24 protein-coding genes are annotated in these 26214 nt (G+C 56.7%); 12 read left to right on the forward strand and 12 right to left on the reverse strand.

Annotated elements, in window-relative coordinates:
- Nucleotide 1 precedes the first annotated feature (1 nt).
- Nucleotides 2-802 (reverse strand): helix-turn-helix domain-containing protein, encoded by an 801-nt coding sequence (locus RZS32_RS16020; RefSeq protein WP_339106709.1) that lies wholly within the window; start codon nt 800-802, stop codon nt 2-4.
- A gap of 109 nt (nt 803-911) precedes the next feature.
- Between RZS32_RS16020 and RZS32_RS16025 the strand changes: the two genes are divergently transcribed.
- The 5 genes from RZS32_RS16025 (at nt 912) to RZS32_RS16045 (ending at nt 6517) form a co-directional block, all read left to right on the forward strand.
- Nucleotides 912-2018 carry an ABC transporter ATP-binding protein gene (locus RZS32_RS16025; protein WP_317054563.1) on the forward strand — a complete coding sequence of 369 codons (1107 nt, stop codon included), beginning with the start codon at nt 912-914 and terminating at the stop codon, nt 2016-2018.
- 3 nt (nt 2019-2021) lie between these two features.
- The gene (locus RZS32_RS16030) at nt 2022-2933 is read left to right on the forward strand and encodes an ABC transporter permease (RefSeq protein ID WP_317054564.1); all 912 of its coding nucleotides are present in this window, start codon (nt 2022-2024) and stop codon (nt 2931-2933) included.
- Nucleotides 2926-3729, forward strand: a complete 804-nt coding sequence (locus RZS32_RS16035; RefSeq protein ID WP_317054565.1) for an ABC transporter permease — start codon at nt 2926-2928, stop codon at nt 3727-3729. Before RZS32_RS16030 ends, RZS32_RS16035 begins: the two co-directional genes overlap by 8 nt.
- 20 nt (nt 3730-3749) lie before the next feature.
- A complete protein-coding gene (locus RZS32_RS16040) occupies nt 3750-4769 on the forward strand; it encodes an extracellular solute-binding protein (RefSeq protein ID WP_317054566.1) in 1020 nt (339 codons plus the stop codon).
- 68 nt (nt 4770-4837) lie between these two features.
- A complete protein-coding gene (locus RZS32_RS16045; RefSeq protein ID WP_317054567.1) occupies nt 4838-6517 on the forward strand; it encodes an amidohydrolase in 1680 nt (559 codons plus the stop codon).
- A gap of 132 nt (nt 6518-6649) precedes the next feature.
- Here the strand turns inward: RZS32_RS16045 and RZS32_RS16050 are convergent, their stop codons facing one another.
- Entirely contained in the window at nt 6650-8011 is a 1362-nt protein-coding gene (locus tag RZS32_RS16050) for an ISNCY family transposase (RefSeq protein ID WP_317054568.1), read from the reverse strand.
- Nucleotides 8012-8319: 308 nt separating this feature from the next.
- On the opposite strand from RZS32_RS16050, the gene aroQ reads away from it, so the two are divergent.
- Together aroQ and RZS32_RS16060 are read left to right on the forward strand one after the other, a co-directional pair.
- Entirely contained in the window at nt 8320-8763 is a 444-nt protein-coding gene (gene aroQ, locus RZS32_RS16055) for a type II 3-dehydroquinate dehydratase (protein WP_317054569.1), read from the forward strand.
- Nucleotides 8760-9515, forward strand: coding sequence for a helix-turn-helix transcriptional regulator (locus tag RZS32_RS16060; protein WP_317054570.1), 756 nt, complete (start codon nt 8760-8762; stop codon nt 9513-9515). The genes aroQ and RZS32_RS16060 overlap by 4 nt, the downstream gene beginning before the upstream one ends.
- A 299-nt stretch (nt 9516-9814) precedes the next feature.
- Here the strand turns inward: RZS32_RS16060 and RZS32_RS16065 are convergent, their stop codons facing one another.
- The 4 genes from RZS32_RS16065 to RZS32_RS16080 form a co-directional block, all read right to left on the reverse strand.
- Nucleotides 9815-10927 (reverse strand): serine/threonine protein kinase, encoded by a 1113-nt coding sequence (locus tag RZS32_RS16065; protein WP_317054571.1) that lies wholly within the window; start codon nt 10925-10927, stop codon nt 9815-9817.
- Nucleotides 10928-11101: 174 nt separating this feature from the next.
- Complete coding sequence (tsf, locus tag RZS32_RS16070) at nt 11102-11977, reverse strand: translation elongation factor Ts (protein ID WP_317054572.1); 876 nt, start codon at nt 11975-11977, stop codon at nt 11102-11104.
- Between the two features lie 74 nt (nt 11978-12051).
- Nucleotides 12052-12891, reverse strand: a complete 840-nt coding sequence (gene rpsB, locus RZS32_RS16075; RefSeq protein ID WP_317054573.1) for a 30S ribosomal protein S2 — start codon at nt 12889-12891, stop codon at nt 12052-12054.
- Nucleotides 12892-13056: 165 nt separating this feature from the next.
- Nucleotides 13057-13476, reverse strand: coding sequence for a hypothetical protein (locus tag RZS32_RS16080; RefSeq protein ID WP_317054574.1), 420 nt, complete (start codon nt 13474-13476; stop codon nt 13057-13059).
- An 88-nt stretch (nt 13477-13564) separates the two neighbouring features.
- Between RZS32_RS16080 and RZS32_RS16085 the strand changes: the two genes are divergently transcribed.
- The gene (locus RZS32_RS16085; protein WP_317054575.1) at nt 13565-14491 is read left to right on the forward strand and encodes a pseudouridine-5'-phosphate glycosidase; all 927 of its coding nucleotides are present in this window, start codon (nt 13565-13567) and stop codon (nt 14489-14491) included.
- Nucleotides 14492-14565: 74 nt separating this feature from the next.
- On the forward strand, nt 14566-15309 hold the full coding sequence (locus tag RZS32_RS16090; RefSeq protein WP_317054576.1) for a DUF502 domain-containing protein: 744 nt from the start codon (nt 14566-14568) through the stop codon (nt 15307-15309).
- Between the two features lie 68 nt (nt 15310-15377).
- Here the strand turns inward: RZS32_RS16090 and RZS32_RS16095 are convergent, their stop codons facing one another.
- Nucleotides 15378-16295, reverse strand: a complete 918-nt coding sequence (locus tag RZS32_RS16095; RefSeq protein ID WP_317054577.1) for a LysR family transcriptional regulator — start codon at nt 16293-16295, stop codon at nt 15378-15380.
- A 145-nt stretch (nt 16296-16440) separates the two neighbouring features.
- Between RZS32_RS16095 and RZS32_RS16100 the strand changes: the two genes are divergently transcribed.
- From RZS32_RS16100 to RZS32_RS16110, 3 genes are all read left to right on the forward strand, one after another.
- Nucleotides 16441-17451 carry a TAXI family TRAP transporter solute-binding subunit gene (locus RZS32_RS16100; protein ID WP_317054578.1) on the forward strand — a complete coding sequence of 337 codons (1011 nt, stop codon included), beginning with the start codon at nt 16441-16443 and terminating at the stop codon, nt 17449-17451.
- Between the two features lie 98 nt (nt 17452-17549).
- A complete protein-coding gene (locus RZS32_RS16105) occupies nt 17550-19763 on the forward strand; it encodes a TRAP transporter permease (RefSeq protein WP_317054579.1) in 2214 nt (737 codons plus the stop codon).
- Nucleotides 19764-19767: 4 nt separating this feature from the next.
- The gene (locus RZS32_RS16110) at nt 19768-21006 is read left to right on the forward strand and encodes an NAD(P)/FAD-dependent oxidoreductase (RefSeq protein WP_317054580.1); all 1239 of its coding nucleotides are present in this window, start codon (nt 19768-19770) and stop codon (nt 21004-21006) included.
- 84 nt (nt 21007-21090) lie between these two features.
- Here RZS32_RS16110 and phoB read toward each other — a convergent pair whose 3' ends face one another.
- From phoB to pstC, 5 genes are read right to left on the reverse strand one after another with little or no spacing between them, the layout of a single operon-like run.
- Entirely contained in the window at nt 21091-21780 is a 690-nt protein-coding gene (gene phoB, locus RZS32_RS16115; RefSeq protein WP_317054581.1) for a phosphate regulon transcriptional regulator PhoB, read from the reverse strand.
- Nucleotides 21781-21801: 21 nt separating this feature from the next.
- The gene (phoU, locus tag RZS32_RS16120) at nt 21802-22524 is read right to left on the reverse strand and encodes a phosphate signaling complex protein PhoU (RefSeq protein ID WP_317054582.1); all 723 of its coding nucleotides are present in this window, start codon (nt 22522-22524) and stop codon (nt 21802-21804) included.
- Nucleotides 22525-22532: 8 nt separating this feature from the next.
- Nucleotides 22533-23330 carry a phosphate ABC transporter ATP-binding protein PstB gene (gene pstB, locus RZS32_RS16125; protein WP_317054583.1) on the reverse strand — a complete coding sequence of 266 codons (798 nt, stop codon included), beginning with the start codon at nt 23328-23330 and terminating at the stop codon, nt 22533-22535.
- Between the two features lie 24 nt (nt 23331-23354).
- Nucleotides 23355-24710 carry a phosphate ABC transporter permease PstA gene (gene pstA, locus RZS32_RS16130; RefSeq protein ID WP_317054584.1) on the reverse strand — a complete coding sequence of 452 codons (1356 nt, stop codon included), beginning with the start codon at nt 24708-24710 and terminating at the stop codon, nt 23355-23357.
- Nucleotides 24707-26170: a phosphate ABC transporter permease subunit PstC gene (pstC, locus tag RZS32_RS16135; RefSeq protein ID WP_317054585.1), complete on the reverse strand. Its 1464-nt coding sequence runs from the start codon at nt 26168-26170 to the stop codon at nt 24707-24709. Before pstC ends, pstA begins: the two co-directional genes overlap by 4 nt.
- Between the last annotated feature and the right edge of the window lie 44 nt (nt 26171-26214).

A 26214-nucleotide genomic window follows, 5' to 3' on the forward strand; every position in this document is an offset into this window, starting at 1 on the left:
CTCAAAGCAGGTGCCGCAACAGGGTGAAGAGCTCCCTTTGCGACGAGATATCAAGCTTGCGATAGAGATTACGGCGATGCACCTTTGAGGTTTCCTTTGATATACCAAGCAAGAGCGCGGCGGACCCATTGGAATGCCCCTGCAAGACAAGGCCCGCAATCTCGGCTTCACGACGGGTGAGTTTGAGACCAAGTGTCTCCTGCACCTGGGTCAGAATGATTTTGTCCAGCGGCGGTGGCTCAGGGTTTGTGGCTTGGTGCAACATCTCTGATTCAAACCGGCTGCAATGCGCGGTCAAAAGTTCCATCAACACGGGGCTGTAATGCATCAAGCATTGCAATTCGCGTCGCCGGTAGGGTCCGGTGGTTTCCAGGCGGCTCAAGGACAAATGCGCGACTGACCCTGAGGGCAGGGGGGCCAGAAGCCCCACCTCCTCGCAGATGCGCGTGCGACGGTAGTATTGCAGGTAGTATTCGCTTGAGAAAAACCGGTCTGGCGCAATGTCGGACAATCGCGTTGTCAGGCCCTTGATGGGAATTTCCTTGAGCTGAAAGAACGGGTCAAGGCGATAGAAGCCATCGACATACTCGTCCAACACGTCCAAAGGCAGGGCGTTGGGCTTGATCCAACTGTTCAACACCTGCGGCGGCGCGCCGGGGTCAAAGCGAAAAAGAAGGAACGTGTCAAACTTCAGCCGCGCCTGAAGCAAGCGTTTGAAGCACGTGAAAAAACGCCCCGTACCTGCCTGTGCCATCGCGTGGCGCAGGCGGATCACATCGGTTGGAGAAAGCGGTTCAGACAAACTCACCCATAAACAGAAAGAATTATGCGAAAAACTACCCCAAAAGGGGTATTTCTTACAATCAGATTTAGCGCAATCATCCATTGTGCAGAGGCAGCAATTCCGGGACATGCCCTGCGGTGTCGGGGGACAGCCTTTGAAGATAGCGATCAGCGCCAGGAATCTGCGGAAGGTCTATCCGGGTCAACCGCCTGTCGAAGCTCTGGCCGGGGTTGATATCGACATTCAGGACAATGAATTCTTTACGCTTCTGGGGCCTTCGGGCTGTGGCAAAACCACGCTTCTGCGGCTGATTGCGGGGTTCGAAAACCCAACCTCGGGCAGTCTTGAGATGTTTGGCGAGAGCATCCTCGACGCGCCGCCGCATAAACGCCCGATCAACACGGTTTTTCAAAGCTACGCGCTTTTCCCGCATATGACGGTGGCGCAAAACATCGGCTTTGGATTGGAAATGCTTGGCAAGCCCAAGACCGAGATCGCGGCAACCGTCGATGAAATGATGGCGCTGGTGAAGATGACCGAGATGGCGGATCGCCAGACCAGTCAAATTTCGGGCGGGCAACAACAGCGCGTGGCGCTCGCCCGCGCCTTGGCACCCAAGCCCAAGGTCCTCTTGCTGGATGAGCCGCTGAGTGCTCTGGATTTCAAATTGCGCAAGGACATGCAGCTTGAACTCAAGCGCCTGCAATCGGAAACCGGCATCACCTTTATTTTTGTCACGCATGATCAGGAAGAAGCGCTGACAATGTCGGACCGGATTGCGGTGATGGAGGCGGGCTCCATCCGGCAGATTGGCGGGCCGCGGGACATTTATGATCACCCGGCCGAACGGTTTGTGGCGGATTTCATTGGGGACACCAATTTCCTTCCAGCCGAGATTGATGGGCGAGAGGGGGTCACGGCCCGCGTCAAGCTGTCCTCAGGGCAGAAAACCACAGCGCGCATGCAGGAAGACACCACGCCCAGCGGCAAGGTCACTCTTGCAGTGCGGCCCGAACATGCGCGCCTCGTTGGCGAGGCCGAAGGGCTTTTGAAAGGCGCGCTGCGCGAGATTGTCTATTTCGGGACGGACACGCATTTCCACGTGGATATCGACGACGGCACGCGCTTTGTGCTGCGCCAACAAAATAGCCCCGACACTGAGGCCGGGCTCAGCCAGGGCGACCGTGTCGGCATCATCTTTGGCGACGGCGTCGCGCAGGTTTTGAGGGACTAAGGGATGGCAGGGCAGGCGATATCCCAAGACAAAGCCGCCGCGCGCCGCCGATGGCTCTTGCTTGTCCCCGCGCTGACCATTCTGATCTTCGCTGCCAGTGGCCCGCTCCTGATCACATTGGTCTATTCCTTCCTTGCGCCAGGTGATTTTGGCGGGGTGGAGTGGGAGTTTTCCACCGATGCCTGGTTCAACGTCATCCTGCAACGGGACATTTTTGAGGATACGCTCGGCTGGTCGGATGCGCATCTGAGCATCTTCTGGCGGTCGGTGAAACTGTCGCTCATGACGACACTTGTGTGCCTGATCCTGGGCTTTCCCACGGCCTATTTCATCGCCACACGCCCCAAGTCACAGCGTGAGCTTTGGATGCTGCTCATCATCATTCCGTTCTGGACGAACCTTCTGATCCGGACCTTTGCCATTCTGGAACTCATCCGCAATGAGGGCACGGTGAACACGGTGCTGATTGGCCTAGGCGTCATAGATGAACCCATCCAGATGCTGTTCACCGAATTCGCCATCATCATCGGCATGGTCTATGTCTATCTGCCGCTTATGGTCCTGCCGATCTACGCCTCGATGGAGCGGCTGAATTTCAGCCTCGTGGAAGCGGGATATGATCTCTATGCGACACGGTTTCAGGTGCTGCGCCGCGTGATCCTGCCGCTGGTCAAACCGGGTGTGATTGCGGGCTCGATCCTCGTCTTTGTGCCCTCTCTGGGCGCTTATGTGACGCCGCGCGTGATGGGTGGAGGCAATCAGCTGATGATTGGCAACCTCATTGAGCTGCAATTCGGGCAGGGGCGCAATTGGCCCTTAGGGGCGGCTCTTTCGATCACGCTTTTGGCCATCGTCATGGTGGCGCTGATTCTTTATGTGCGTGCGGTGGGCGATGACGAGGTGCGCCATGGCTGAGCGTGGCTTTGATATCCGTCGGCAGACCGGCTTTACCACCATCGCCATGGCGTGTTTCTTCATGCTTTACATGCCGATCATTCTGCTGGTGGTCTATTCCTTCAATGCCGGCTCCTCGATTGCCATCTGGGAAGGGTTTTCCTGGCGCTGGTATGTCTCGGCCTGGGACAATGAGCAGGTGCAGGAGGCCACGGTGCGCTCGCTCATCATCGCGGTCTGCGCGGCGGGGATTTCCACGACCGTGGCTGTTCTGGCCGCACTGGCCACCACGCGCACGCGTAAATTCAAAGGCCAATCGGTGGTCTTTGCCATGATCAACCAGCCGCTCATGGTGCCCGAGATCGTGACCGCCGTGGCGCTTCTGATCTTCTTTGCGATGATCAAGGTTGCCACCGGCTATACCGGGCTTCTCTACCTCATCATGGCGCATTCGGCCTTTTGTATTCCCTTCGCCTATCTGCCCATCCGCGCGCGGCTGCAAGGCATGGACCTCAGCCTCGAACAGGCTGCTGCAGACCTTTACGCCACACCCTACCAAGTGTTCCGCCGCATCACCTTGCCACAGCTGTGGCCGGGTATCCTTGCCGGGGCGATGCTGGCCTTTGTCATATCGCTTGATGACGTGGTCATCACGGAGTTTGTAAAATCCGCGGGGCAAGATACGCTGCCCACATATATGCTGGGCCAGCTGCGGCGCGTGGTGACACCCGAGATCAACGCGATCTCGACCGTACTTCTGGCGATTTCAGTTACGCTGGTCATCGCATTCACGATTTTAAGCAAGAGAAAGACCTGAATTAACTAGGGAGAAAGACAATGAAAAAGACACTGACGGCATTGACTGTTCTACTGGCCAGCCCAGCGCTGGCTGAGGGGCAGCTTAATCTTTACAACTGGGGCAACTACACCAGCCCTGAGATGATCGAAAAGTTCGAGGCCGAGACCGGAATCAAGGTCACGATCACCGACTACGACAGCAACGACACCGCCCTGGCCAAGATCAAGGCAGGCGGTCATGGCTTTGATATCGTTGTGCCTTCTGGAACCTACATTCCGATTTTCATCGGCGAAGGCCTCTTGATGGAATCCAAGCCCAACGAAATGGAAAACTTCAAACATATGGATCCGCAATGGGTGGATGTGGAATTTGACCCGGGTCGAAACTACACTGTGCCATGGCAGTGGGGCACAGTCGGGGTGACTGTGAACACGGCTGTGTATGGCGGCGACATCAACACCTCTGCGCTGATTTTCGATCCGCCGGAAGAGCTTGTTGGCAAAATCAACGTTGTGCCGGAAATGGGCGATGTGATGGGTTTGGCCATCAAATATGCCGGGGGCGAGCAATGCACCGAGGACAAGGAAGTCCTTAAGAAAGTGCGCGACATCCTGCAGGCGGCCAAGCCCAATTGGTTGTCGATGGATTACGGCAATATCGAGAAATATGCCAAGAATGACCTATCGGCAGGTGTCAACTGGAACGGGGCGTCCTTCCGCGCGCGTAACCAAAACGCGGATGTGGCCTTTGGCTATCCGCAAGAGGGTTTCCCGGTGTGGATGGACAATGCCGCCATCCTGGCAGATGCGCAGAATGTGGACGAGGCCAAAACCTTCCTCAACTTCATCATGGCTCCGGAAAACGCCGCCATGCTGTCGTCCTTTGCACGCTATGCCAATGGTATCAAAGGCTCCGAGGAATTCATGCCCGAAGACATGAAAACCGCACCTGAGGTGATCATCCCCGATGACCTCAAGGACGCCGCCTATGTGGCCAAGACCTGCTCGCCTGAAGCCACCAAGCTTTACACGGCGATCTGGACAGAGCTTCAGAAGTAAGCTCTGATCACGTCAAGATGCGGCCCCTCTGTGACGCGGGGCCGCGCGCGTTTTGGGAGGAGCGTGCGATGGAGCCTGATATCATTATCCACAATGGTCGTCTGATGACGTTTGATGATGCCCATCCAGAGGCGGAGGCCTTGGCGATTAAGGATGGGTTGATCACCGAGGTAGGGCAGGCTGGGCCGATGCTGGCGCGGGCAGGGGCCGAGACAAAGGTGATTGATGCCAAGGGGGGCACGGTGATTCCGGGCTTCATCGACAGCCACGTGCATCTCTTTGGCGGCTCGGTCGAACTGGATTGTCTGAGCCTTTATGGTGCCACTGGCCTTGAAGAAATGAAGGCGCGCATTCTGCCCTATGCGGATGCCACGCCTGCGGGTGAAATGGTGTTTTGCGTAATGGCCGATTATAACATCCTCGGCACGGGTCATACCCTGACCCGGCAGGATCTCGATCAGATCCTCTCAGACCGTCCGTTGGCCATGTTCGCTCCTGATCACCATACGATCTGGGCCAATACGGCGGCGCTTGAGGCTGCTGGACTTTTGCAAGGCGGCGAGGTGGATGCGGGGTCCGAGATTGTCATGGGCGACGATGGGCTGGCCTCTGGCGAGTTGCTTGAACCCGGTGCCTACAGCCCGGTTCTGGCGCTCACACGCCACGGCGGACGTGAAATGCTGGGCCTGACAACAGGCAAGGATCCCAGGCCACCGGCTACGCCGGACCAGCGCAAAATGGACCGCGATGTGATTGCCCGTGGACTGGAGCATTGCGCGGCGCAAGGCATCACCACACTGCATCTGATGGATGGCAATACCTATCAATGCGAGCTTCTCAATGAGCTGGAGCGCGAAGGACGTCTGCCCATTCGCTGCCACGTGCCATTTCACATGAAAGGCACCGATCCTCTGGAGCGTCTGGGAGCGGAGGCTCCGGCCATGCGCGCGCGGTTTCAAAGCGACATGGTGCGGTGCAGTCATGTGAAAATGTTCATTGACGGCGTGATTGAGAGCGGCACGGCGCTGATGCTGCAACCTTATCCCGGTGAGATGGGGGCAGGGGACAACATGGGAGATGAGGTGTTTACACAAGAGCATTTCGTTGCCTGTTGTGTCGAGGCCGACAGGCTTGGCTTTCAGATCGCCGTTCATGCCATTGGCGATGCCGGTGTGCGCCGCACATTGGATGCCTATCAGGCGGCGCGCGAGGCGAATGGCGAACGCGACAGCCGCCACAGGGTGGAACATCTGGAAATCGTCCATCCCGATGATCTCCCTAGATTTGCTGAGATGGGTGTCGTGGCATCCATTCAGCCCGGACATGCGCCGCGCGGTCACATCTTTCCACCATCCGCCGTGGGTCAGTACCTGCATCCGCATCAGATCGCTGGCGCGTATCCTGTGCAGACCGTGCGCGAAACCGGCGCGCGGATTGTGTTCTCAACCGACTGGCCGGTCATCCCGATTGACGTCATGCCCAATATCAAAGCCGCCATTGCGCCGCTCGACCTGGGCGAGGGATGGCGCGACGAGACACAAAGCCTCACCGACACGCTGGCCAGCTACACGCGCGACAATGCCTGGGTGGAATTCAACGAAGAGCGCAAAGGCAAGCTCAAGGCTGGCATGATGGCGGATGTCGCGGTGATGAGCCACGACCTGACAAAGCTGGCGCCAGAGAACATCACAGACGCGCAGGCCATAGCGACCGTGTGTGATGGGGTGGTGACGTTTGAAAGCGGATGAGTTGGAAATCCTTTGATTTGCGCGTCACAACGGCCCACAGTGTTGCAACCAAGTAGAAATGTCACTTGGTCCGCAAAGTAGAAATGTCCCACTTGGGCGCTGAGGGGAGCAAAGCCTGACAGGGCGGAGACCTCAGATATCGCAGCCCTGGCTGGCTTTGCGGGCCTCCTTGGCACGCCGGGCAGCGAGTGAATTCCAGCCGTCGTTTCGACGTCCGGTTGGCTTGTATATCGAACGCTGTTTGCCCACGCGGCGTTTCTTTGGCGGGGCCTTGTCCTGCTCGGCCTTGATGTGCTCAAGGACCGCGCTCAGGTGCTTGTTCTCAGTTATGGCCGCGTGCGTGACGCGCTGGTCTTTGTCGAAGACGGAGTAGGGGAGCGAGACGCCCTTCCAGCGGAACTCCAGTCGTCCGTCCGGGAACTCGTAGCTGTCGACATATTTGCCGGGCAGGCCGCGTGTGATCTCGTTCTCTGCTAGGATGATCCGCTGCCGGTCGTAGGAGAAGGCCAGTTGGTTGCCGACATAGCGTTCGTCGCGCCAGCAGAGCACATCGGCAAGCCGGTCAGGTTCGGTATTGAGGGGCCGGTGCAGGTTGTCAGGACGGCGTGGGGCCTTGGCGAACTTCGCGTTGTAGCGCTCCATGAAGGCCGGAAGGAACGCATTGGCCGCTGCCATGTCCGAGATGCCCGCGAGGCGCAGTTCCTTCACCAGGCGGTCCTGCAGCGTCCGGTTCGCGCGTTCGACGCGGCCCTTGGCCTGCGAGCTGTTCGCGCAGAGGATCTCGATGTTCAACTCGTTCAGAGCACGGCCAAACTGGGTCATCCCGTGGCCGGATTTGGCGGCCTGGTTCGGGACGCGGAACACGGTGTGTTTGTCCGAATAGAACGCCACCGGGCGTCCATGTTCATGCAGATAAGCCTCAAGCGCGCCGAAGTAGCTGAAGGTGCTCTCGGACGTCACGAACTCCAGATGCATCAAGGTGCTGGTGGCGTCATCGATGAAGACGAGCAGGGTGCAGGCTGGCCCGCGGCCCTCGAACCAGTGATGGTCCGAGCCGTCGATCTGGATCAGCTCACCATAGCATTCCCGGCGCAAGCGTGGCTGGTGGAACGTGCGGCGTTGCTTCCGAGACAGCCAGATCCCAGCGTCCTGCATCCACTTGCGCAGCGTCTCGCGCGACACCTTCAGCCCGTGTTCCTCGTCGAGCTTCTCAGCCGCGAACGTCGGGCCGAAGTCAATGTAGTTCTCCCGGACCAGTGTCACCGCGAACTCCCGAACCGCCGGATCGATCCGGTTGTTCGAAACACGACCACGGGCCTTGTGCCGGATCGCGGCGGGACCGCCGGACTGGAACGTCTTCAGAAGCCTGTGAACCTGTCTGCGGCTCAATCCCAGAACGTTGCCCGCGTTAGTGGCTGTCATCCGGCCTTGGTTTACCTGGCTCAACACCTCAACCCGGTTCAGCTCGCGCTCGCTCATCAAAACCCATCCCATGCCCACACTCTCTGCCTGTTCTCATTGGGGCAGAGTGTGACACTTCTACTTTGCAGATGTGGGACACTTTAACTTTGCGGGTACACAAGAAATACGCATAATCAGTATTATGTTAATATAATGCTATACCAATGAAACCACCTAATGCTTTAATACCAAATGTTTAAGGTGCAATCTTGATCTGCGCCCTGTGGATTGCCCATAACGCCCTGCCACACATCTCATCGCATAATCCACCTCAGACAGGTCTATCACTCGACAATCCTCTGCATCACAGTTTAAACCTCGTGAAAAAGGACGCGGCTTTAATGACTTCCATTCTGGTCCTCAATGGTCCGAACCTCAACCTGCTTGGCACGCGGCAGCCTGAGATTTACGGCAGCACGACGTTGGCTGATATTGAAGCCATGTGTCACGACACCGCCAAGACGCTTGGCGTGTTGGTCACGTTTGAGCAGAACAACGTCGAAGGTGCGATGGTCGACTTGATTCATGCAGCGCGCGGTACTCAGGACGGCATCATTCTGAATGCCGGTGCGTATACGCATACCTCGGTCGCTCTGATGGATGCGGTATCGAGCGTCGAAATTCCAACCATCGAGTTGCATCTGTCGAACATCCATGCGCGTGAAGAATTTCGTCACACATCCTACATTGCCAAAGTGGCGCTTGGCGTGATCTGTGGGTTTGGTGCGCATGGATACGTCCTGGCCCTCGAAGCCATGGCGCAGCACCTCAAAGCAAAAAAATGATTTTAACTCGCGAACTCAATGCCTTACTGAACGCTCCTAGCATCGAAGAGCTGTGGGATATGCATACTTCGCGCATGGCGGAATACGGGTTCGATCGGTTAATTTATGGTTATACACGCTATCGTACCGCGACGTCGCTTGGCGACCCTGAAGACTTTGTTCTGCTGAGCAATCATGAAACAGACTACCTGGAAACCTTTATCAAGGACGGTCACTATTTCCACGGCCCCATGGTGCGTTGGGCTTTGGACAATGAAGGTGCGTGTTCGTGGTCGGTCTTGGCTGACATGCTGACCACACAGACGCTCACGGCAGAAGAAAGAAAAGTCATCGCGTTTAACCGCTCTATGAACGTAACTGCAGGATACTCGATCAGTTTCAAATCGGTCTCGCCGCGGACCAAGGGCGCTATGGCACTCACGGTGCGCGCCGATCTGACACAGGAAGATGCCGATGCAGTCTGGGATGAGCATGGCGAAGATATCATCCTGCTCAACAATCTGGTGCATCTGCGTATCCTCACCCTGCCCTACACGGCACCGGGCCGTACGCTGACAAAGCGACAAAAAGAGGTTCTGGGCTGGGTCGGCGATGGCAAAACGATTCAGGATATTGCGATTCTGATGGAGCTCACGCCAGCTACGGTTGAAAAGCATTTACGCCTTGCGCGTGAATCACTGAGCGTTGAAACCACGGCTCAAGCGGTTCTGAAGGCAGCGTTTCAGAATCAAATGTTCGTTTTAGACACCTGATATCACTCAGTTAACCTACTTTTGACGTAGGGTAAGGAATCCCCTACTTCCATGATGCGGCGTAACGTAGCATTATAGAGAGGTTCCGTGAGTGGTGGCTTTGAGCCTTGGAACAATCAGGTTGGAACCCCCTGCAATTACAGGGCACCCCAATCTGCCGGTTCTTCCGGACTTTGGCCGGCAGTTCTATTTTTCGAGCTGTCGGTCATTTTAATCCAGTACCGCCGCCCTTCCCCATGTCGGCGGACCGCGTGTGTGTTACGGTGCTGTCCTTTCCTGCGGGCAGCACCGTTTTCACGTCAGCTCAGGCTGGGGAAATAGTCCTCACAGGTGCCTTCGCGATACACATCTGCGGTACAGCAATGCAAACCGCCGCCAAAGGCATAGGCATCGCGCAACTCGACTTCGACCACCTCCATGCCAAGCTTGTCCATCTGTTCGGCCTGATAGACCTCGGATTTCTCGACACAGACCGTTTTGGGATCGAGCACCAGCACATTCATGCTGAGCCAGGTTGAGGAGTAGCAAAGAGGTGGAGGCGCGTTATGCGCCGGCTGCGCGGCGTCTACGATCTCCCAGCCGTTTTTCTCGAACATACCACGCTGATCCTCGGGCAAGCGACGTTGCGGATTGTTGAGGATAAGCCCAGGGCGCAGGGGCGTGAAAGTCGCGTCGATATGGATCGGGTATGGATCCCCGGGGAAATTTACCGCATGCACGCGGTGGTCCGGAAAATGCCGCCGGATCCATTCGATGCCTTTGAGGTTCGTGGTGAACCCATGCTGAACCACCAAGTCACGCCCAAAGCGCAACACATCGGCGGCGTCAAAGAGCGGCTCTTCCTCGGTGGTGACAAAGAATTTCTCTGCCGTCCATTTCAGGCGCTTTTCAACGCCGATTTTCTCGCTGAGGTAGTCGGGATGATAATCCGCATCTGTCAGGCGCGGTTTGGGTGCGCATTCATGGCGGAAATTCGGGTCCTCATTGAAATACTGCTGCATCAGCGGGCGGTAGTTGAGATATTCAAACCAGCGGCAGCGATACGACATCGTTGCCTCAAGGATCTCACTGCCCACGGTGAGCAACACATCGCGCGGCGGCATGCAGCCAAACTGGCTCTCGGTATGAAAATCCGGTGTGGTTGCAGGCAGGCTGTGGTCAATCGGTGTCGGACGGTCCACCCGCACGCCGCGCGCTTCCAGTTGCGCTGCGAAGTTGTCCAAAAGCTCATTGGCCCGGTCAATCGTCTCCTGCGGCCGCCTGCCCCACTGCCCGCGCATATCGCTGTCCTCGGGCACCTTGGCGTCTAGCGCCGGTTCCTCCGGCGGGATGTGACAATCATCCGCGCGTCCGACAATGACGTGTTTGAGTGGGTCCCACTCGTTCCAGCTATTCACAACTGTTTTTTGCATGTTTCATCCCCCTCGCCTGACATGAAAATGGGGGCTCTACCCCCAACGTCGAACCTTATGGTTTCGACGTCCCCGTGAAATTTATGGCAAAAAGAAAAGACAGGTCCTCTCTTCTTGCTGAAAATATCCCGGGGAGCCCGAGGGGCTGGCCCCTCGGCGCCGGTTGGAAAACTTTTAGCCCTGAGCCGCCTTGGCGACTTCCTCGGCAAAGTTTTCTTCTTTTTTCTCAATGCCTTCGCCCACTTCCATGCGGACGAAACCGGTGATCTCAGCACCCGCTTCTTTGGCGGCGGCGCCGACGGTCAGATCAGGGTTGATCACGAAGGCCTGGTTCACAAGCGTGACCTCGGCCATGAATTTCTTCATACGACCGATGATCATCTTCTCGATAACCTCTTCAGGCTTGCCGGACTCGCGCGCGATGTCGATCTGAACCTGACGTTCCTTGTCGACAATCGCCTGATCCAGTTGCTCTTCGTTCAGAGCCGCCGGGTTTGTGGCTGCAATATGCATCGCAACCTGCTTGCCAAACGTCTCATCGCCCCCGGTCATTGCGACCAGAACACCGATTTTGCCCATGCCGTCGGCGGCTGCGTTGTGCACATAGCTGACCACGACGCCCCCTTCTACAGATGCCATACGGCGCAGGGACATGTTTTCCCCAATTGTCGCAACCTTGGCCGTGATCGTATCGGCCACAGATTTTCCGCCCATATCAGCAGCGGCCAGGGCGTCTGTGTCCGCCACGCCCATCGCTGTTGCCGCAACACCGGCGACCATGTCCTGGAATTCTGCATTCTTGGCGACGAAGTCTGTTTCGGAGTTAACTTCAACCGCAACACCCCGGCCACCATCAACTTTGACGGCAACTAGACCTTCAGCAGCCGTACGCCCTGATTTCTTGGCCGCCTTTGCCAAACCTTTGGTGCGCAGCCAGTCTACGGCGGCTTCCATGTCGCCGTCATTTTCTGTCAGCGCTTTTTTCGCGTCCATCATGCCTGCGCCTGTGGAATCGCGCAGTTCTTTTACCATTGCAGCAGTGATCGCCATTTTGGCTCTCCTCACATCTCTCAAAGTTTCAGAGGCAGGTTCTCCCCTGCCCCATATATCGATTTAGGGAAGGCTTAGCCTTCGGCGGGGGCCTCTTTGCTCTCCTCGGCAGGGGCCTCTTCGGCTTTGGCGTCCTCAGCCGGGGCTTCTGCTGATGCTTTTTCAGCAACGACCTCTTCGACAGGCGCTTCTTCCATCGCACCCACGTCGACGCCAGCGGCACCAAGCTGCGCCGACATACCATCAAGCGCGGCCCGTGCGACCAGATCGCAATAAAGAGCAATCGCACGTGCGGCATCGTCATTGCCCGGGATGAGGTAGTCTACGCCATCAGGGGAACAGTTGGTGTCCACAATCGCCACAACCGGAATGCCCAGTTTGTTGGCTTCGGCCACGGCGAGCGCTTCTTTCTTCACGTCGATGACGAAGAGAAGATCCGGTGTGCCACCCATTTCGCGGATACCACCCAAAGAGGCTTGCAGTTTGCCTTGGTCGCGTTCCAGACCCAGACGCTCTTTCTTTGTCAAACCATCCGAGCCGGCCGCCATCATCTCGTCGATCTCGTTCAGGCGTTTGATTGATTGACTGACCGTTTGCCAGTTGGTCAACGTGCCACCGAGCCAGCGATGGTTCATGTAGTATTGCGCACATTTTTCGGCTGCATCGGCAATCGGTGCCGCGGCCTGCCGTTTGGTGCCCACAAAGAGAATACGGCCGCCTTTGGCAACGGTTTCACGGACCGCATTCAGAGCCGCATCAAGCATCGGCACGGTTTGCGTGAGGTCCATAATGTGAATGCCATTGCGCGCGCCATAGATGAACTCGCCCATACGGGGGTTCCAACGCTGCGTCTGGTGGCCGAAGTGAACGCCAGCTTCAAGCAGCTGACGCATGGAGAACTCTGGAAGAGCCATGGTCGTTTCCTTTCCGGTTTGCGCCTCGGTATGGGATGAGAAGCGGATGCTTCAACCGGTGGACTTCTGAGGATGTCTCCCCCATCAGCCCGCCCATACCTGCGGATTGAATGGCGCGCGTATATAGTGGGTTTGAAAGCGGCGCAACCCCTCATGATGGACGGCCTAGGGCTTGGGGGAGATTTGCAGAAACACCAACGTTCGTCCAAGCGCGGCTTTGTCCTTCAGCGAAAGTGAAACCTGTGCTGTTCCCGTGTCAAACCGGTGGAGCGTGTAGCTGTCGGGGTGATTGACCGGTTGATCGCTCAATTGCGCCTGCTCGGCCCCGAAACAAACCAGCAAAGCGTCAGACCATTGCGTAAACGCCGCCTCAGCCTCAGGGGTGCGATAGGGGTAGGTCCAATGACATGTCTCCTTCGTCGCCCCGGACAGGTCGACACTTTGCTGACAGGTCGCGTCCGGGAGGCTGAGAGGAGCGTCAGAAGAAATGGCAGCCTGAAGGGAATCAAGTGCGGTATCGCAACTCCAAGCAAGCTGGGCAGTCAGCAACCCAGTTATGACAATTGGAATGAAATATTTTCTCATTTGGCCTCCTTACGCCAATGTGGCAGCTTTCTCGCCCGGGTCCAGCAAAACCATTGCAATAAGCGCGTTCCCCCGGCATCACCTTCTCATGACCGCACTGCCCCTCATCTTTTCGCCCGAGGTCGCCGATGCCCGCACGCGTGGCGCGCCTATTGTGGCTTTGGAAAGCACGATCATCACCCACGGAATGCCATTTCCGCAAAACCTTGAAACCGTGTGGCGGGTGCAGGATGCCGTGCGCGAAGAAGGGGCCACCCCGGCGACGATTGCGGTGATCAAAGGTGGGTTGCATGTCGGCTTAACGGAAGAGGAGTTGGAAGCGCTGGCGCGGGCCGATGACGTGGTCAAGCTGAGCCGTGCGGATTTGGCTGTTTGCCTTGCGAGAGGTGGCAACGGCTCAACCACCGTGGCCGCCACGATGATCGCAGCACATCTGGCCGGTATTCAGGTTTTTGCCACGGGGGGTATTGGGGGTGTTCATCGCGGCGCAGAAGACAGCTTTGACATTTCCGCCGATCTGCATGAGCTGGCGCAAACACCTCTCACCGTAGTCTGTGCCGGGGCCAAGGCCATCCTTGACTTGCCCAAGACGCTGGAAGTTCTGGAAACCCTCGGTGTTCCCGTCATTGCCTATGGACAAGACGCCCTGCCCGCCTTTTGGTCAGCCACAACTGACTTAATGGCTCCGCTGCGCATGGACAGTCCTGACGCGATCGCAAGAGCACATGTGATGCGGACGGTCCTTGGCGTATCTGGCGGCCTGTTGATTGCAAATCCGGTTCCCAAGGTGGCCTCAATCCCTCACTCAGAGCTTGAACCGCTCATCGCAGAAGCCACTGCCGAAGCAGATAGACGGGGCATAAAAGGCAAGGCCGTCACACCCTACCTGCTGGCTCGGCTGAACGAGCTGACCCTAGGTCGCACACTGGCTGCCAACATCGCGTTGATCGAAAATAACGCCAGGCTTGCCGGAAAAATTGCCATTTCCCTGAAAAATCAGGCCTCAAGCCACTAAATCGTTAACATCTGCATTGTGAGCACAGATCAAAGCGCTTAGGTTTCGCAGGTCTGTGACTGGGCTGGGACAACATGAATACCCCGTTTGACGAAGAACCACCGCACCCCAAGAAGCATAGTCGCTTTGGTGGGCTGCGCGCGAGTTTTCTAACCGGCATCATTGTGATTGCGCCGGTGGGGCTGACCGTGTGGCTGATTTGGTCACTGATCGGCTGGGTGGATGGGTTTGTCCTTCCTTTCGTGCCGGAGGCTTATCAGCCAGAAAACCTGGTCAATCGCTGGTTCCTGGGCAACACGCGCCCTGATGACGAAGGTTGGGTCAAGATTAACATTCGCGGCGTGGGTGTTATCGTCTTTCTGCTCTTCACCATTTTTGTGGGCTGGATCGCCAAAGGGCTGATTGGCAAGTCGCTCATCAGCTATGCGGAAGGTCTGGTGGACCGCATGCCGGTGGTGCGTTCGATCTATTCTGGCGTGAAACAGATCGCCGAAACGGTCTTTCAGCAATCCGAGCGCAGCTTTGAGAAGGCCTGTCTCATCCAGTATCCGCGCAAGGGGATCTGGGCCATTGGCTTTATCTCGACCGATACACGGGGCGAGATCCTGGCCAAGGCCGAAACCAGCGGTCAGATGGTCAGCGTTTTTGTCCCCACCACGCCAAACCCAACCTCAGGTTTTTTGCTTTTCTTCCCCAAAGAAGACGTGATCGAACTGGACATGACCATCGAAGACGCCGCCAAACTGGTGATCTCGGCGGGACTGGTTTACCCGGGTCAGAATGGCAAGAACGAGGCGGAGACGGATGGTCAGGGCTAGGACCGGCTAGTTTTGAGGAATGGCAGATCCGGGCCAAAACCGGTCTCAGATTAATTGAAGCTGCGAGATTACACGTGGTCGACAATGCTACGGACAAAACTCTCCCATTTGCTCGCGAATTCACCCGCCAGAAGCGACGGTGGTCGTTGCTTTGGGCTCACTATTGAGTAGCCAAAGGGGACGGCGGGTTCAAAGTTGGCAAAACGTATCTGGCCGCTGTCTCCGTGTAGACGTCTGTAGCTTTCAGCACTCATCACATCGACCACTGCGCAAATTTGGCCAGCCTCGATAAAGTGGAATAGCGGCATGAAAAATTGTGCTTCTACACGTACATTGAACCGCGCCCCCACCTGACGAAAGGCTCTCTCAGTGTCGGTGTAGACCCGATGGCCGTCATGTAATGTTCCCATTGGCTCATCGTTCAAGTCTGTGGCACGCACCCGTTCATGGCCGGCCAATCTATGGTCGTGCCTGAATGCGACAACGCAGTTGCTCCGGATATGCACAGAGTTGACCAGATCCCGGCGCGCCTCATCCACCTGCATGTCGCAAAACCCGACATCAAAGCTCTGTGCGGCGATCATGCTCAAAATCTGCGGCGAGCTTCGCGTGGCCAAAGCAACCTGAACATCATCCTTTTCAGCAACGAAGCCGCTTACAAATTCAGGCATCAAGTAAGCGGAAGTTCCAGGCATGGCCGCGATCCTCAACGACCCTCTCGTTCGATTGCGCAGTTCAGACAGGTTTGAACTCGCCAAATTCAGCCTGTCGAGAATTTCGACCGCTTCAGACAACAAGTAATGTGCTTCCGGCGTCGGCGACAATCGACGCCCTTCGCGATGGAACAGGGTGACACCCAAGGTTGCTTCGAGAGCCTTGAGCGACGCACTGATCGCAGGCTGTGTTCGGTGCAAGTTGCGCGCCGCGGCGCTGACCGAACCGGTTTTCATGACGTCTCGAAAGACGGTGAGCTGCTGCAGATTCATGTCTGCATTATATAAATTAAATTTATTAAAACCATAAAATTAGAAATTTGCTTTTATCTTTGGACTCAATCCATGATGCCAAAGTCAATAATAACCGCCTGGTCGCTGTTCCTTCGGCTGGCGTTCAAAAAAGGGAGATTTGACAATGGGACTTTTCACCAAACTAACCGGGGCGGCGGTCGCCACCATGATGACTGCGGGGCTGGCCGCCGCGCAGGATCCTACATTCTTTAGGATCGGCACAGGCAGTGCTGGAGGGACGTACTTCCCGATTGGCGGCACAATCGCCAATGGCATTTCGTCACCTCCCGGATCGCGTCCTTGCGACGAAGGTGGCCAATGTGGCGTGCCGGGCCTGATTGCGATCGCGCAATCAACGACCGCGTCCGTTTTCAACAACACTGCCGTACAAAATGGCGAGCTTGAAGCCGGGCTGGCCGCTGCAGATGTAACACGCTCGATGTTCCTTGGCGAAGGCAAGTTCGACGGCAAGCCACATGAGAAACTGCGCATTGTGGCAAACCTTTACCCCGAAGACCTGCATCTTGTTATGCCAAAGGGGTCTTCGATTTCCAATCTGAGTGACCTTGAAGGCAAGCGTGTGGGCATTGCGCAGGCCGGTTCTGGAACGCAGGTTGCTGTTGAAATGATGCTGGCTGAATGGGGCGTGACCCGCGACAATATGGATGAAGCCGAACTCAACAATAGCCAATCTGCCGAACGTCTGGCGGACGGGCAATTGGACGCTTACTTCTATGCCGCAGGCTGGCCGGTCTCCGCCATGGTACAGCTGTCGACAACCAAGGGCATGGAGCTCCATAGCTTCAGCGATGAGGACCTGGCCAAGATCAACGAGATCATCCCAGCTTACATCCCGTCGCAAATTCCGGCAGGTGTCTATGAAGGTGTGGACTACGAAGTGAAAACTCCGGCCGTCTCTGCTTTGCTGGTTGTGTCTTCGGATCTCAGCGAAGAACTGGTTTACGGCATCACCGCAGCTTTGTGGAATGACAACACGCGGAAACTTCTCGACAACGGTCACGCCAAGGGCAAACAAATCACGCCTGATACGGCTCTGGACGGCATTGCGGCTCTGGGTGTGCCTCTGCATGCGGGCGCCGAGAAGTTCTACAAAGAAGCCGGGCTTCTGGAATAAGGTCAGACCTCTTCCGACCTTGAACGCCGGGCGGCGGGTATCTCAGAGCCTCCGCCCGGCACCATCTCGAAAATCAAATCCAAACCGGGGGACATGAGATGAGTGGTCCACAGACAGAAGACGTGCGCGAACTTTCAGAAGAAGAGTTGGCGGAGATCGAAAAGAAATACGACGAAGGCGCCGCGACGCGTTCGGTCACACCGGGATTTGGCAAGTTTCTTCGCTATGTCGCTTTGACCTTTGCTGTTTATCACTATCTCACGGCAGGGTTTGCCCTGCCACCTGACTACTGGCATATGGGATGGCACTTGTGTGGCCTGTTCATACTGACCTACTCGCTTTACCCACTGGCGAAAACGAAGACATCTTTTGATTTGAACACTGGCGCTTTGCGTCTTGGTGGGGTGCCGTTTCTTGATATCTTGCTCATGATCCTTGGTATCGCGTCGGCGCTTTATCTGGGAATTGCCTGGCGCGGCATAGAATGGCTCGGCATTGAGGAAATGACATTCCGCATGGGCAACCCGAATGGGTATGACATGCTCTTCGGCTGCGCCCTCATCGTACTTGTGCTCGATATTGCACGCCGTACGCTGGGTTGGATTTTGCCACTCATCATTTGCGTTTTCATTTCCTACGCGCTGCTTGGTCCTTATTTTCCCGGCCTGCTTCAGCACCCGGGTGTGAAATTTAATACTTTCGTCAGCTCGATGTATTTCCCGCAGGAAGGCATCTTTGGTGTCACGCTTTGGGTTGTTTCGACAATTGTGTTCCACTTCGTGCTGTTCGGGGTCATCGCCCAGCGAACCGGGCTGGGTCAGCTTTTTATTGATAATGCTACAATCCTTGCGGGGCGCTACACCGGCGGGCCTGCAAAAGTTTCTGTCGTGTCCTCTGCCTTTTTCGGCACCATATCAGGCAGCTCCGTGGCCAATACGGTGTCGACAGGCGCGCTGACCATCCCCAATATGAAACGTCTGGGGTACCCGGGGCATTTCGCGGGTGGGGTTGAGGCCGCGGCCTCCGCAGGCGGACAAATTACGCCGCCCATTATGGGTGCGGCTGCCTTCATCATGGCTGAGTTTCTGGAGCTGCCTTACACCACCATCGTGATCGCTGCGATTTTCCCGGCGCTCCTGCACTATGTGGGTGTCTTTACTGTCGTTCACCTGATGGCACGCAAACTGGGGCTCAAAGGTCTTGCCAAAGATGCCCTGCCAAAGCTTGGCGCAGTCTGGCGCGATGGCTGGGCCAATATCGTACCTCTGGTTGGTCTGCTCGTTGTCCTTTTTTCGGGCTACACACCTTATATGTCCGCCTTCTGCGGAATCTCCCTGGCGCTGATCGCTGGCATGAGCCGGCTGAAAGAGCCGCTCACTTTGGTTTATGCGGCCGCCTTCACCGCCTTTGTCATATGGAAATACATGGGCGGCGGTTTTGACTTCACCATGTCCGCAATACTCATCGCCGGAGCTGCTCTTGCGACAATGAACCCACAACGGCGCATCTCCCTGCCGGAAATGGGTGACACGTTCGAGACCGGCGTAAAATATGCCCTTGCCGTTGGCGCCGCCTCGGCGGCTGTGGGCATTGTTATCGGAGTGATCAACACAACCGGTGTCGGGTTCCGTATTGGCTTTATGGTGACTCAAGCGGCTTCTAACCTGGGCAGTGATCTGGCTTGGCTCTTTACCATTGGCGCCTACGAGATCTTCTCTGTCGAAGATCTCACGCTTTTCATCAGCCTGGTTTTCATTGCTCTGGCTTGTATTCTGATGGGTGCAGGTGTGCCCACGACTGCGCTTTACATCATGCTGGTGTCTGTCGCACAGCCCGCGCTTGCGCAACTCGGCATACCACCAATCGCGAGCCACATGTTTGTGCTCTACTACGGTGTGGTTGCTGAAATCACGCCGCCTGTCTGCACCTCGGCCTATGCCGCGGCGGCTATCGCCAATTCCAACCCGTTCCGCACCGGCATTTCTGCCTTCACGCTCGGATTGGGTAAGGTGCTTGCGCCCATGGCATTTGTGTATGCTCCTGTGCTCTTATTTGTGTCGTCTACGGGGTTTGACCTATGGGAGTTTACCTACACCGCAACTAGCTGCATCTTTGGGGTCATTGCGCTGTCAGCTTCGGTCGTGGGCTACTGGCTTGCTCCGATGGGCGCGATCTATCGATGGCTCATGGCCATTGCGGGTCTCATTTTCATTGCCCCGTCTCTGCAGGCTGACTTGGTCGCGCTGATAATCGCGTCACCGGCTTTGATAAGTCAGGTGATCAAACGCAAAGGTTCGGCGGCAGCCGTATAAACCCATGCAGCCAGACGTAACCGTATTGGGAGCCGGGATAGTTGGCATATGCACGGCGCTTTCGCTCATCGAGCGAGACATCACAGTTCGATTGGTGGACCGTGATGAACCAGGGCAAGCCACGTCTTTTGGAAATGCCGGCGTCATTTCTCCGTGGTCCATTGTCCCGCAGTCCATGCCAGGTGTCTGGAAACAAATCCCTGGTTGGGTGTTCGATCCGGATGGACCTGTGTCAATCAAACCGAGCTACGCGCCGCGCTTGGCGAGCTGGGCGCTTAGGTTTTTGGCGCAAGGCAGAAAGAGCCGCGTTGTCTCAACTTCCGCGGCCATGGAGTTTTTGAACCGTGATTGTGTGACACTCTACCGTCAGCACCTGCAAGGAACCGGCCACGAGCATCTCGTCCAGGACAGTTTCTACGTCCATGCTTTTCGTGATGGTTCTGCCGCGCGTGTAGACAATCTTGACAACACGCTGCGGCAAGAGGCTGGTGCCGACGTCGAGCGCATTGGTCCCTCGGAATTAAGAGTGCTGGAACCACATTTATCCAAAGACTTCCAAGCCGCAATCGTGATCAAGGACCAGGCCCGTGCATTATCCCCCGGCAAAATTGGAAAGGTGCTGTGCGAAAAATTTTTGCGTCAGGGAGGTGTTTTTGAACAAGCAACCGTACGCGCGATCAAACCGGTTGAGGATGGAGCCTGGGAGTACAGCACGAACGAAGGCCACTTCAGAACAGACAAGCTTGTTTTGGCCATGGGGGTGTGGTCGGCCGAATTGCTGCGGCCCTTGGGTCTGAAAGTCCCGTTGCAAGCTGAACGCGGCTATCATGTTTCGTTTACATCGCCCGGCGTTTCACTGAATCATTCTGTCATGGACGTGGATAAGAAATTCGTGGCGTCCTCCATGCTAGAGGGGTTGCGCATTGCCGGGACCGCCGAATTTTCTGGTCTGGATGCGCCAGAAAACAAGAAACGGATCAAAAGCCTGGCGAAATTGGCCTCCCACCTTCTTCCTGAGCTTAATGCCGACACTTACACAACCTGGTCGGGCCAACGCCCCAGCTTTCCGGACAGTTTGCCGAGTATCGGAGAAATCAAGGCGTTTCCGAACTTGATTACGGCCTTCGGTCACAGCCATTACGGTTTGATGATGGCGCCCAAAACCGGCAAAGTTGTTGCAGACATAGTTACGGGGTCAAAACCAAACATTGACTTGTCCCCCTATCAAATCGAAAGGTTCTGAAACTTTGGGCTGAGTTCGTCATATCCAAAACTTGTCGACGATGTTGCCAACTAAGGAGAGATGGGTTTCCCGGCAAACCAGCCTTCAGCCCAAGCTATACCCCGCACCGCGGACCGTGCGCAGAGGATCTTTGTGACCGTGCGCACAAAGCGTCTTGCGCAGGCGGCCGATATGGACATCCACGGTGCGGGTGTCGACATAGATGTCGCGCCCCCAGACCCTGTCCAGAAGCTGCTCACGGCTCCAGACGCGGCCTGGTTTTTCCATGAAGGTTGTCAAAAGCCGGAACTCAGTTGGACCAAGCTTTAGCTCCTTGCCGTCTCGCGTGACGCGGTGGGTCTCAGAATCGAGCACGATATCTTGGTATTCTAGTCGCTGGCCCACTGTGGAAGGCCGCGTGCGCCGCAATTGCGCGCGCACCCGGGCCATCAATTCGATTACCGAATAAGGTTTTATCACATAGTCATCTGCGCCGGTCTCGAGTCCTCGCACCCGATCCACTTCCTCTGAGCGCGCGGAAATCATAATGATTGGCACGTTGCGCGTCTCGGGACGGGTCTTGAGGCGGCGGCACACTTCGATGCCTGAGACATTGGGCAGCATCCAGTCAAGCAGGATCACATCTGGAGCGGCCTCTTCCACAAGCATTAACGCCTCTTCGCCATTGCCGGCACTGGTCACAGCAAAGCCATCGGCCTCAAGGTTGTAGGCCAAAACCTCGCGCTGGGCTGGTTCGTCTTCGACCAGGAGAACACTGGGTTGCTGAGTTGCCATTTTGCGTCTTCTCCGTCCGCGTTATCCGACCTGAGGCGCGACGCCGGGATCAACCGAAGTTTTGTCACTTTTGGGACGGTCTTCTTCAGGAACTGCTCCGGTCACAAGATACACCACCTGTTCGGCGATATTCGTGACGTGATCGCCCATCCGCTCGATATTTTTGGCGATGAAGTGGAGATGCATACAAGGTGTGATATTGCGCGGATCTTCCATCATGAAGGTGATGAATTCGCGGAAAAGCGCGTTGTACATCTGATCCACATCATGATCGCGGGGGATCACTTCCAGCGCCAGCTTGTCATCCCGCTGGATATACGCATCGAGCGCGTCGCGCAGCATGCGTTCGGTTTCCCGCGCCATACGACGCAGGGAAGCGGCGGCCCCATTGATCGGCGACATTTGCGCCAGTACCGTGGTCCGCTTGGCCATGTTCTTGGCGTAGTCGCCAATGCGTTCCAGATTGGAGGCGATTTTCATCACTGTCAGGATGACACGCAAATCAATCGCTGTCGGCGCACGCAGCGCGATGATGCGCGCTGTCGCCTGATCAATCTGCTCTTCGAGCGCGTCAATCGCCTTGTCCCCGGCACGCACCTGTTCGGCCAGCTCTTCATCTCCGGTTTCCAGCGAGAGGGCAGCATTCAAAATGGCCTCTTCGACCATCCCGCCCATTTTCATGATCATCGCCTGGACCGTTTCAAGGTCGCGGTCAAAGGCGGAAGAAATATGTTCGTCCTGCATCGCTGCTCCTAGCCTATCCGGCCTGTGATGTAACTTTCCGTGCGCTCATCTGAGGGGTTGGTGAAAATATGGCTGGTCTCGCCAAACTCCACCAGATTGCCCAGATGAAAGAATGCGGTTTTCTGGCTCACCCGTGCGGCCTGCTGCATAGAATGGGTGACAATAACCACCGAATAGTTCTCGCGCAGCTCGTCGATCAACTCCTCAACCTGTGCCGTGGCAATCGGGTCAAGGGCTGAGCATGGCTCATCCATCAAAAGAACTTCAGGCTCTGTCGCCACGGCGCGCGCAATGCAGAGCCTTTGTTGCTGACCTCCCGAGAGGCCGGTGCCAGGCGCATCAAGGCGATCTTTCACCTCGTCCCAAATCGCCGCTCGACGCAGGGATTTCTCAACAATCTCATCCAGCTCGGCCTTGTTCCTGGCAAGCCCATGAATGCGCGGACCGTACGCCACGTTATCATAAATCGACTTCGGGAACGGGTTGGGTTTTTGAAACACCATGCCGACCTTGGCGCGCAGCTGCACCGGATCGACGCGCTTGTCATAGATATCCTCGCCGTCGAGGCGGATATCCCCCTCGACCCGGCAGATATCAATCGTGTCATTCATACGGTTGAGACAGCGCAGAAAGGTGGATTTGCCACAGCCGGACGGGCCGATAAAGGCCGTGACGGTCTTGTCTTCAAGCTCGACATCCACATCCTTGATGGCGTGGTTGTCGCCGTAATACACCTGCACCCCTCGGGCCGAGAATTTGATCTCTTTCTGATCCACATGTCTCTCCAGAATTGGCGTGTCATACATTGGCCTAGCTCCTTCGCCCGGCTTTTACCAGCGGCGCTCAAACTTGCGGCGCAGCAGAATGGCAATGATGTTCATGGTCAAAAGGAAGGCGAGAAGAACGATGATCCCGCCCCATGCACGCTCATAAAAGGCCGGGTCGGCGCGCGTCGCCCATTGGTAAATCTGTGCCGGAATGGCCGAATTCGGATCGACAAAACCCGATGCCACGCTCTCGGGATAGTTGGTCGCGATATAGCCCACCATCCCTATGAGCAGCAGTGGCGCGGTTTCGCCCAAAGCCTGCGCGAGACCAATGATTGTCCCGGTCAGGATACCCGGCATGGCCAATGGCAGAACGTGATGAAACACCGACTGCATCTTTGAGGCTCCCACGCCCAGAGCCGCGTCGCGAATGGAAGGCGGCACGGATTTCAGCGAGGCACGTGTGGAAATGATGATTGTCGGCAAGGTCATGAGCGTGAGGACAAGCCCCCCGACCAAAGGTGCCGATTGCGGCAGGTGCATGAACTGGATGAATACGGCCAATCCTAGGATGCCGAAGACAATTGAAGGCACAGCAGCAAGGTTAGAGATGTTCACTTCAATGAGGTCGGTGAACCGGTTCTTGGGTGCGAACTCTTCCAGATAGATGGACGCCGCCACGCCAATGGGCAGGCTGAGCACAAGAACCACGAGCATCATGAAAAACGACCCAAGCATACTGACGCCAATGCCGGCAGATTCCGGGCGGCTTTCTGAGGCGTCCGAGCCCGTGATGAAGGCCATGTTAAAAGACTTTGAAATCACGCCCGCACCCCGGAATTGATCTGTTATATCAAGCTGTTCGACCGAGATATTCTTGTCATCGGCCACACTCTCGCGGCTGACGCGGCCCTTGAGATACCCGTCCACGCGGGACGAGGCCAAAAGCCGGAAGTCCACGGTTTCACCGATCATGTCCGGGTTTGCGATCACGTAGTCCCGCACCTCAGCCGCCGCGGAAGCCGAAAGCAGGTTTTTCATGTCCTTGGCTTTTCCCAAAGGCGTGTTGATGTCGTTCTTTGCAACCTCTTCCAGCAGCGCATTCTGGATCAGTGGCGCATAGCCGAAGGTCGAGACCTTCTTGATATCTTCGATGTCGCGCGCCCCGTTCTTGTCGAGCTTGGCGGGGTCGAGATAGACCGACACGTTGACAAAACTTTGCTGAAACGCACCCGCGCCGTTGTAAAGGATAGACGTCACCAGAACGACGAGAAAGAACAGCCCCGTACAGATCGCCGCAATGCCATAGGCCTTGAACCGAGCTTCGGCGCGGTTGCGGCGGCGTGTGCGGTCGTCCTGTGCTGTCAGAGACCCACCTTGTGCTTTGGCCCCGCCGTCGGAGAATGTCGCGTCGGTCATTCGTACTGCTCCCGGTATTTGCGCACGATGTAGAGGGCCAACACGTTAAGCCCCAGGGTGATCACAAAGAGCGTCATGCCAAGCGCGAAGGCCACAAGCGCCTCAGGGCTGGCGAAATCGGCATCACCAGTCAGCTGGCTGACGATCTTGGCGGTGACTGTGGTCATAGCGTCAAACGGGTTCATCGAAAGTCGGGCAGCGGCCCCTGCCCCCAACACCACGATCATGGTCTCGCCAATCGCGCGGGAGGCCGCCAGAAGGATGGCACCGACGATACCCGGCAAAGCAGCTGGCAGGATCACTTGCCGGATGGTCTCGGATTTTGTCGCCCCTAGGCCAAAGGAGCCATCCCGCATCGCCTGTGGCACCGCGTTGATGATGTCATCGCTGAGAGAACTGACAAATGGAATAAGCATGATGCCCATCACAAACCCCGCCGTCATGACGGCCGTGCCCGCCTGCATAATGCCAATGCCGTCATCGCCAAAGACAGACACGAGCAATGGTCCAACGGTCAAAAGCGCGAAAAGGCCGTACACAATGGTTGGGATACCCGCCAGAACTTCGATCAGGGGTTTGGCGAACGCGCGGACCTTTGGCGTGGCGTATTCCGATAGGTAGATCGCTGCAAAAAGGCCGATGGGCACCGCCACGGCGAGCGCAATAATTGAGATATAGAACGTTCCCCATAGCAGTGGCGCAATGCCAAGCTCGGATCCGCCACCGAAACTGGGTGCCCATGTCAGCGACAGGAAAAACTCTGAGGCGGGGTAGATCTTGAAGAATTCAATCGTATTGAAAACAAGGGACAGAACAATACCCAGCGTGGTCAGAACGGCCAGGCAGGCCGCGAGGACAAGCAGCGTCCTGATGCCGCTTTCCACCACGTTTCGGGCGCGAAATGTGCTGTTGGTACGTAAAAACGCAAAGCCAAACCCAAGCAAGGCCACGCCCAGCACAGCAACGCCGCGCAACGTATTGCCCGTGCTGGCCAGCGCGCGATACTCCTGTGCCGCGGTTAGGACGGGTTCGGTGACGTCTGAGGCAAGCGGCTTGCCCACTTGCGCCAGAAGATCGCGGATGTTGCTACCATTTATCTCAAGGTTCTGCGCGTCCGTTTCGCTGATCACGCCGCGCCGCACAGCCAGGTCGAGCCCTGCCGCCACGCGTCCCACATCGCTCATGACCAGCGACAAGGTCTGGTCTTCCGGCACTGCCTGCGCCGGGAAATCGGCGGCAACGGTCGAGTTGACCACAAAGCTTTGCACCAGCATCCAGATGAGAAGAACGCCCATTGCCGGGACGAGTGAGGAGAGCGCCACGTTCCACCCGTAGTAGCCCGGCCGCGAATGCAGCGCCCGGATATCGCCGCCGCCAGTGGCCAATGCCCTTGAGCGACCGAGGAAAAACCCAAGCGCGGCCAGCGCCAGCGCAATCACAACAAGCCAGAGTGCAGGCATGGGTCTCCCGTCCCAAGTTGTTCAACGCCCCGAAGAGCAAAACG

Origin of the sequence: Roseovarius sp. W115, assembly GCF_032842945.2 — a bacterium.
In the GTDB taxonomy this organism is placed as follows: domain Bacteria; phylum Pseudomonadota; class Alphaproteobacteria; order Rhodobacterales; family Rhodobacteraceae; genus Roseovarius; species Roseovarius rhodophyticola.

Excerpts from the sequence above, each read along its gene's own strand:
- RZS32_RS16045 (WP_317054567.1), top strand. The coding sequence starts at position 4,838 with ATGGAGCCTGATATCATTATCCACAATGGTCGTCTGATGACGTTTGAT.
- pstC (WP_317054585.1), bottom strand. The coding sequence starts at position 26,170 with ATGCCTGCACTCTGGCTTGTTGTGATTGCGCTGGCGCTGGCCGCGCTT.
- RZS32_RS16100 (WP_317054578.1), top strand. The coding sequence starts at position 16,441 with ATGGGACTTTTCACCAAACTAACCGGGGCGGCGGTCGCCACCATGATG.
- phoU (WP_317054582.1), bottom strand. The coding sequence starts at position 22,524 with ATGCAGGACGAACATATTTCTTCCGCCTTTGACCGCGACCTTGAAACG.
- phoB (WP_317054581.1), bottom strand. The coding sequence starts at position 21,780 with ATGGCAACTCAGCAACCCAGTGTTCTCCTGGTCGAAGACGAACCAGCC.
- pstB (WP_317054583.1), bottom strand. The coding sequence starts at position 23,330 with ATGTATGACACGCCAATTCTGGAGAGACATGTGGATCAGAAAGAGATC.
- RZS32_RS16110 (WP_317054580.1), top strand. The coding sequence starts at position 19,768 with ATGCAGCCAGACGTAACCGTATTGGGAGCCGGGATAGTTGGCATATGC.
- RZS32_RS16105 (WP_317054579.1), top strand. The coding sequence starts at position 17,550 with ATGAGTGGTCCACAGACAGAAGACGTGCGCGAACTTTCAGAAGAAGAG.
- RZS32_RS16065 (WP_317054571.1), bottom strand. The coding sequence starts at position 10,927 with ATGCAAAAAACAGTTGTGAATAGCTGGAACGAGTGGGACCCACTCAAA.
- RZS32_RS16090 (WP_317054576.1), top strand. The coding sequence starts at position 14,566 with ATGAATACCCCGTTTGACGAAGAACCACCGCACCCCAAGAAGCATAGT.
- RZS32_RS16030 (WP_317054564.1), top strand. The coding sequence starts at position 2,022 with ATGGCAGGGCAGGCGATATCCCAAGACAAAGCCGCCGCGCGCCGCCGA.
- RZS32_RS16080 (WP_317054574.1), bottom strand. The coding sequence starts at position 13,476 with ATGAGAAAATATTTCATTCCAATTGTCATAACTGGGTTGCTGACTGCC.
- aroQ (WP_317054569.1), top strand. The coding sequence starts at position 8,320 with ATGACTTCCATTCTGGTCCTCAATGGTCCGAACCTCAACCTGCTTGGC.
- RZS32_RS16095 (WP_317054577.1), bottom strand. The coding sequence starts at position 16,295 with ATGAATCTGCAGCAGCTCACCGTCTTTCGAGACGTCATGAAAACCGGT.
- rpsB (WP_317054573.1), bottom strand. The coding sequence starts at position 12,891 with ATGGCTCTTCCAGAGTTCTCCATGCGTCAGCTGCTTGAAGCTGGCGTT.
- pstA (WP_317054584.1), bottom strand. The coding sequence starts at position 24,710 with ATGACCGACGCGACATTCTCCGACGGCGGGGCCAAAGCACAAGGTGGG.
- RZS32_RS16060 (WP_317054570.1), top strand. The coding sequence starts at position 8,760 with ATGATTTTAACTCGCGAACTCAATGCCTTACTGAACGCTCCTAGCATC.
- RZS32_RS16040 (WP_317054566.1), top strand. The coding sequence starts at position 3,750 with ATGAAAAAGACACTGACGGCATTGACTGTTCTACTGGCCAGCCCAGCG.
- RZS32_RS16025 (WP_317054563.1), top strand. The coding sequence starts at position 912 with ATGCCCTGCGGTGTCGGGGGACAGCCTTTGAAGATAGCGATCAGCGCC.
- RZS32_RS16035 (WP_317054565.1), top strand. The coding sequence starts at position 2,926 with ATGGCTGAGCGTGGCTTTGATATCCGTCGGCAGACCGGCTTTACCACC.
- RZS32_RS16085 (WP_317054575.1), top strand. The coding sequence starts at position 13,565 with ATGACCGCACTGCCCCTCATCTTTTCGCCCGAGGTCGCCGATGCCCGC.
- RZS32_RS16050 (WP_317054568.1), bottom strand. The coding sequence starts at position 8,011 with ATGGGATGGGTTTTGATGAGCGAGCGCGAGCTGAACCGGGTTGAGGTG.
- tsf (WP_317054572.1), bottom strand. The coding sequence starts at position 11,977 with ATGGCGATCACTGCTGCAATGGTAAAAGAACTGCGCGATTCCACAGGC.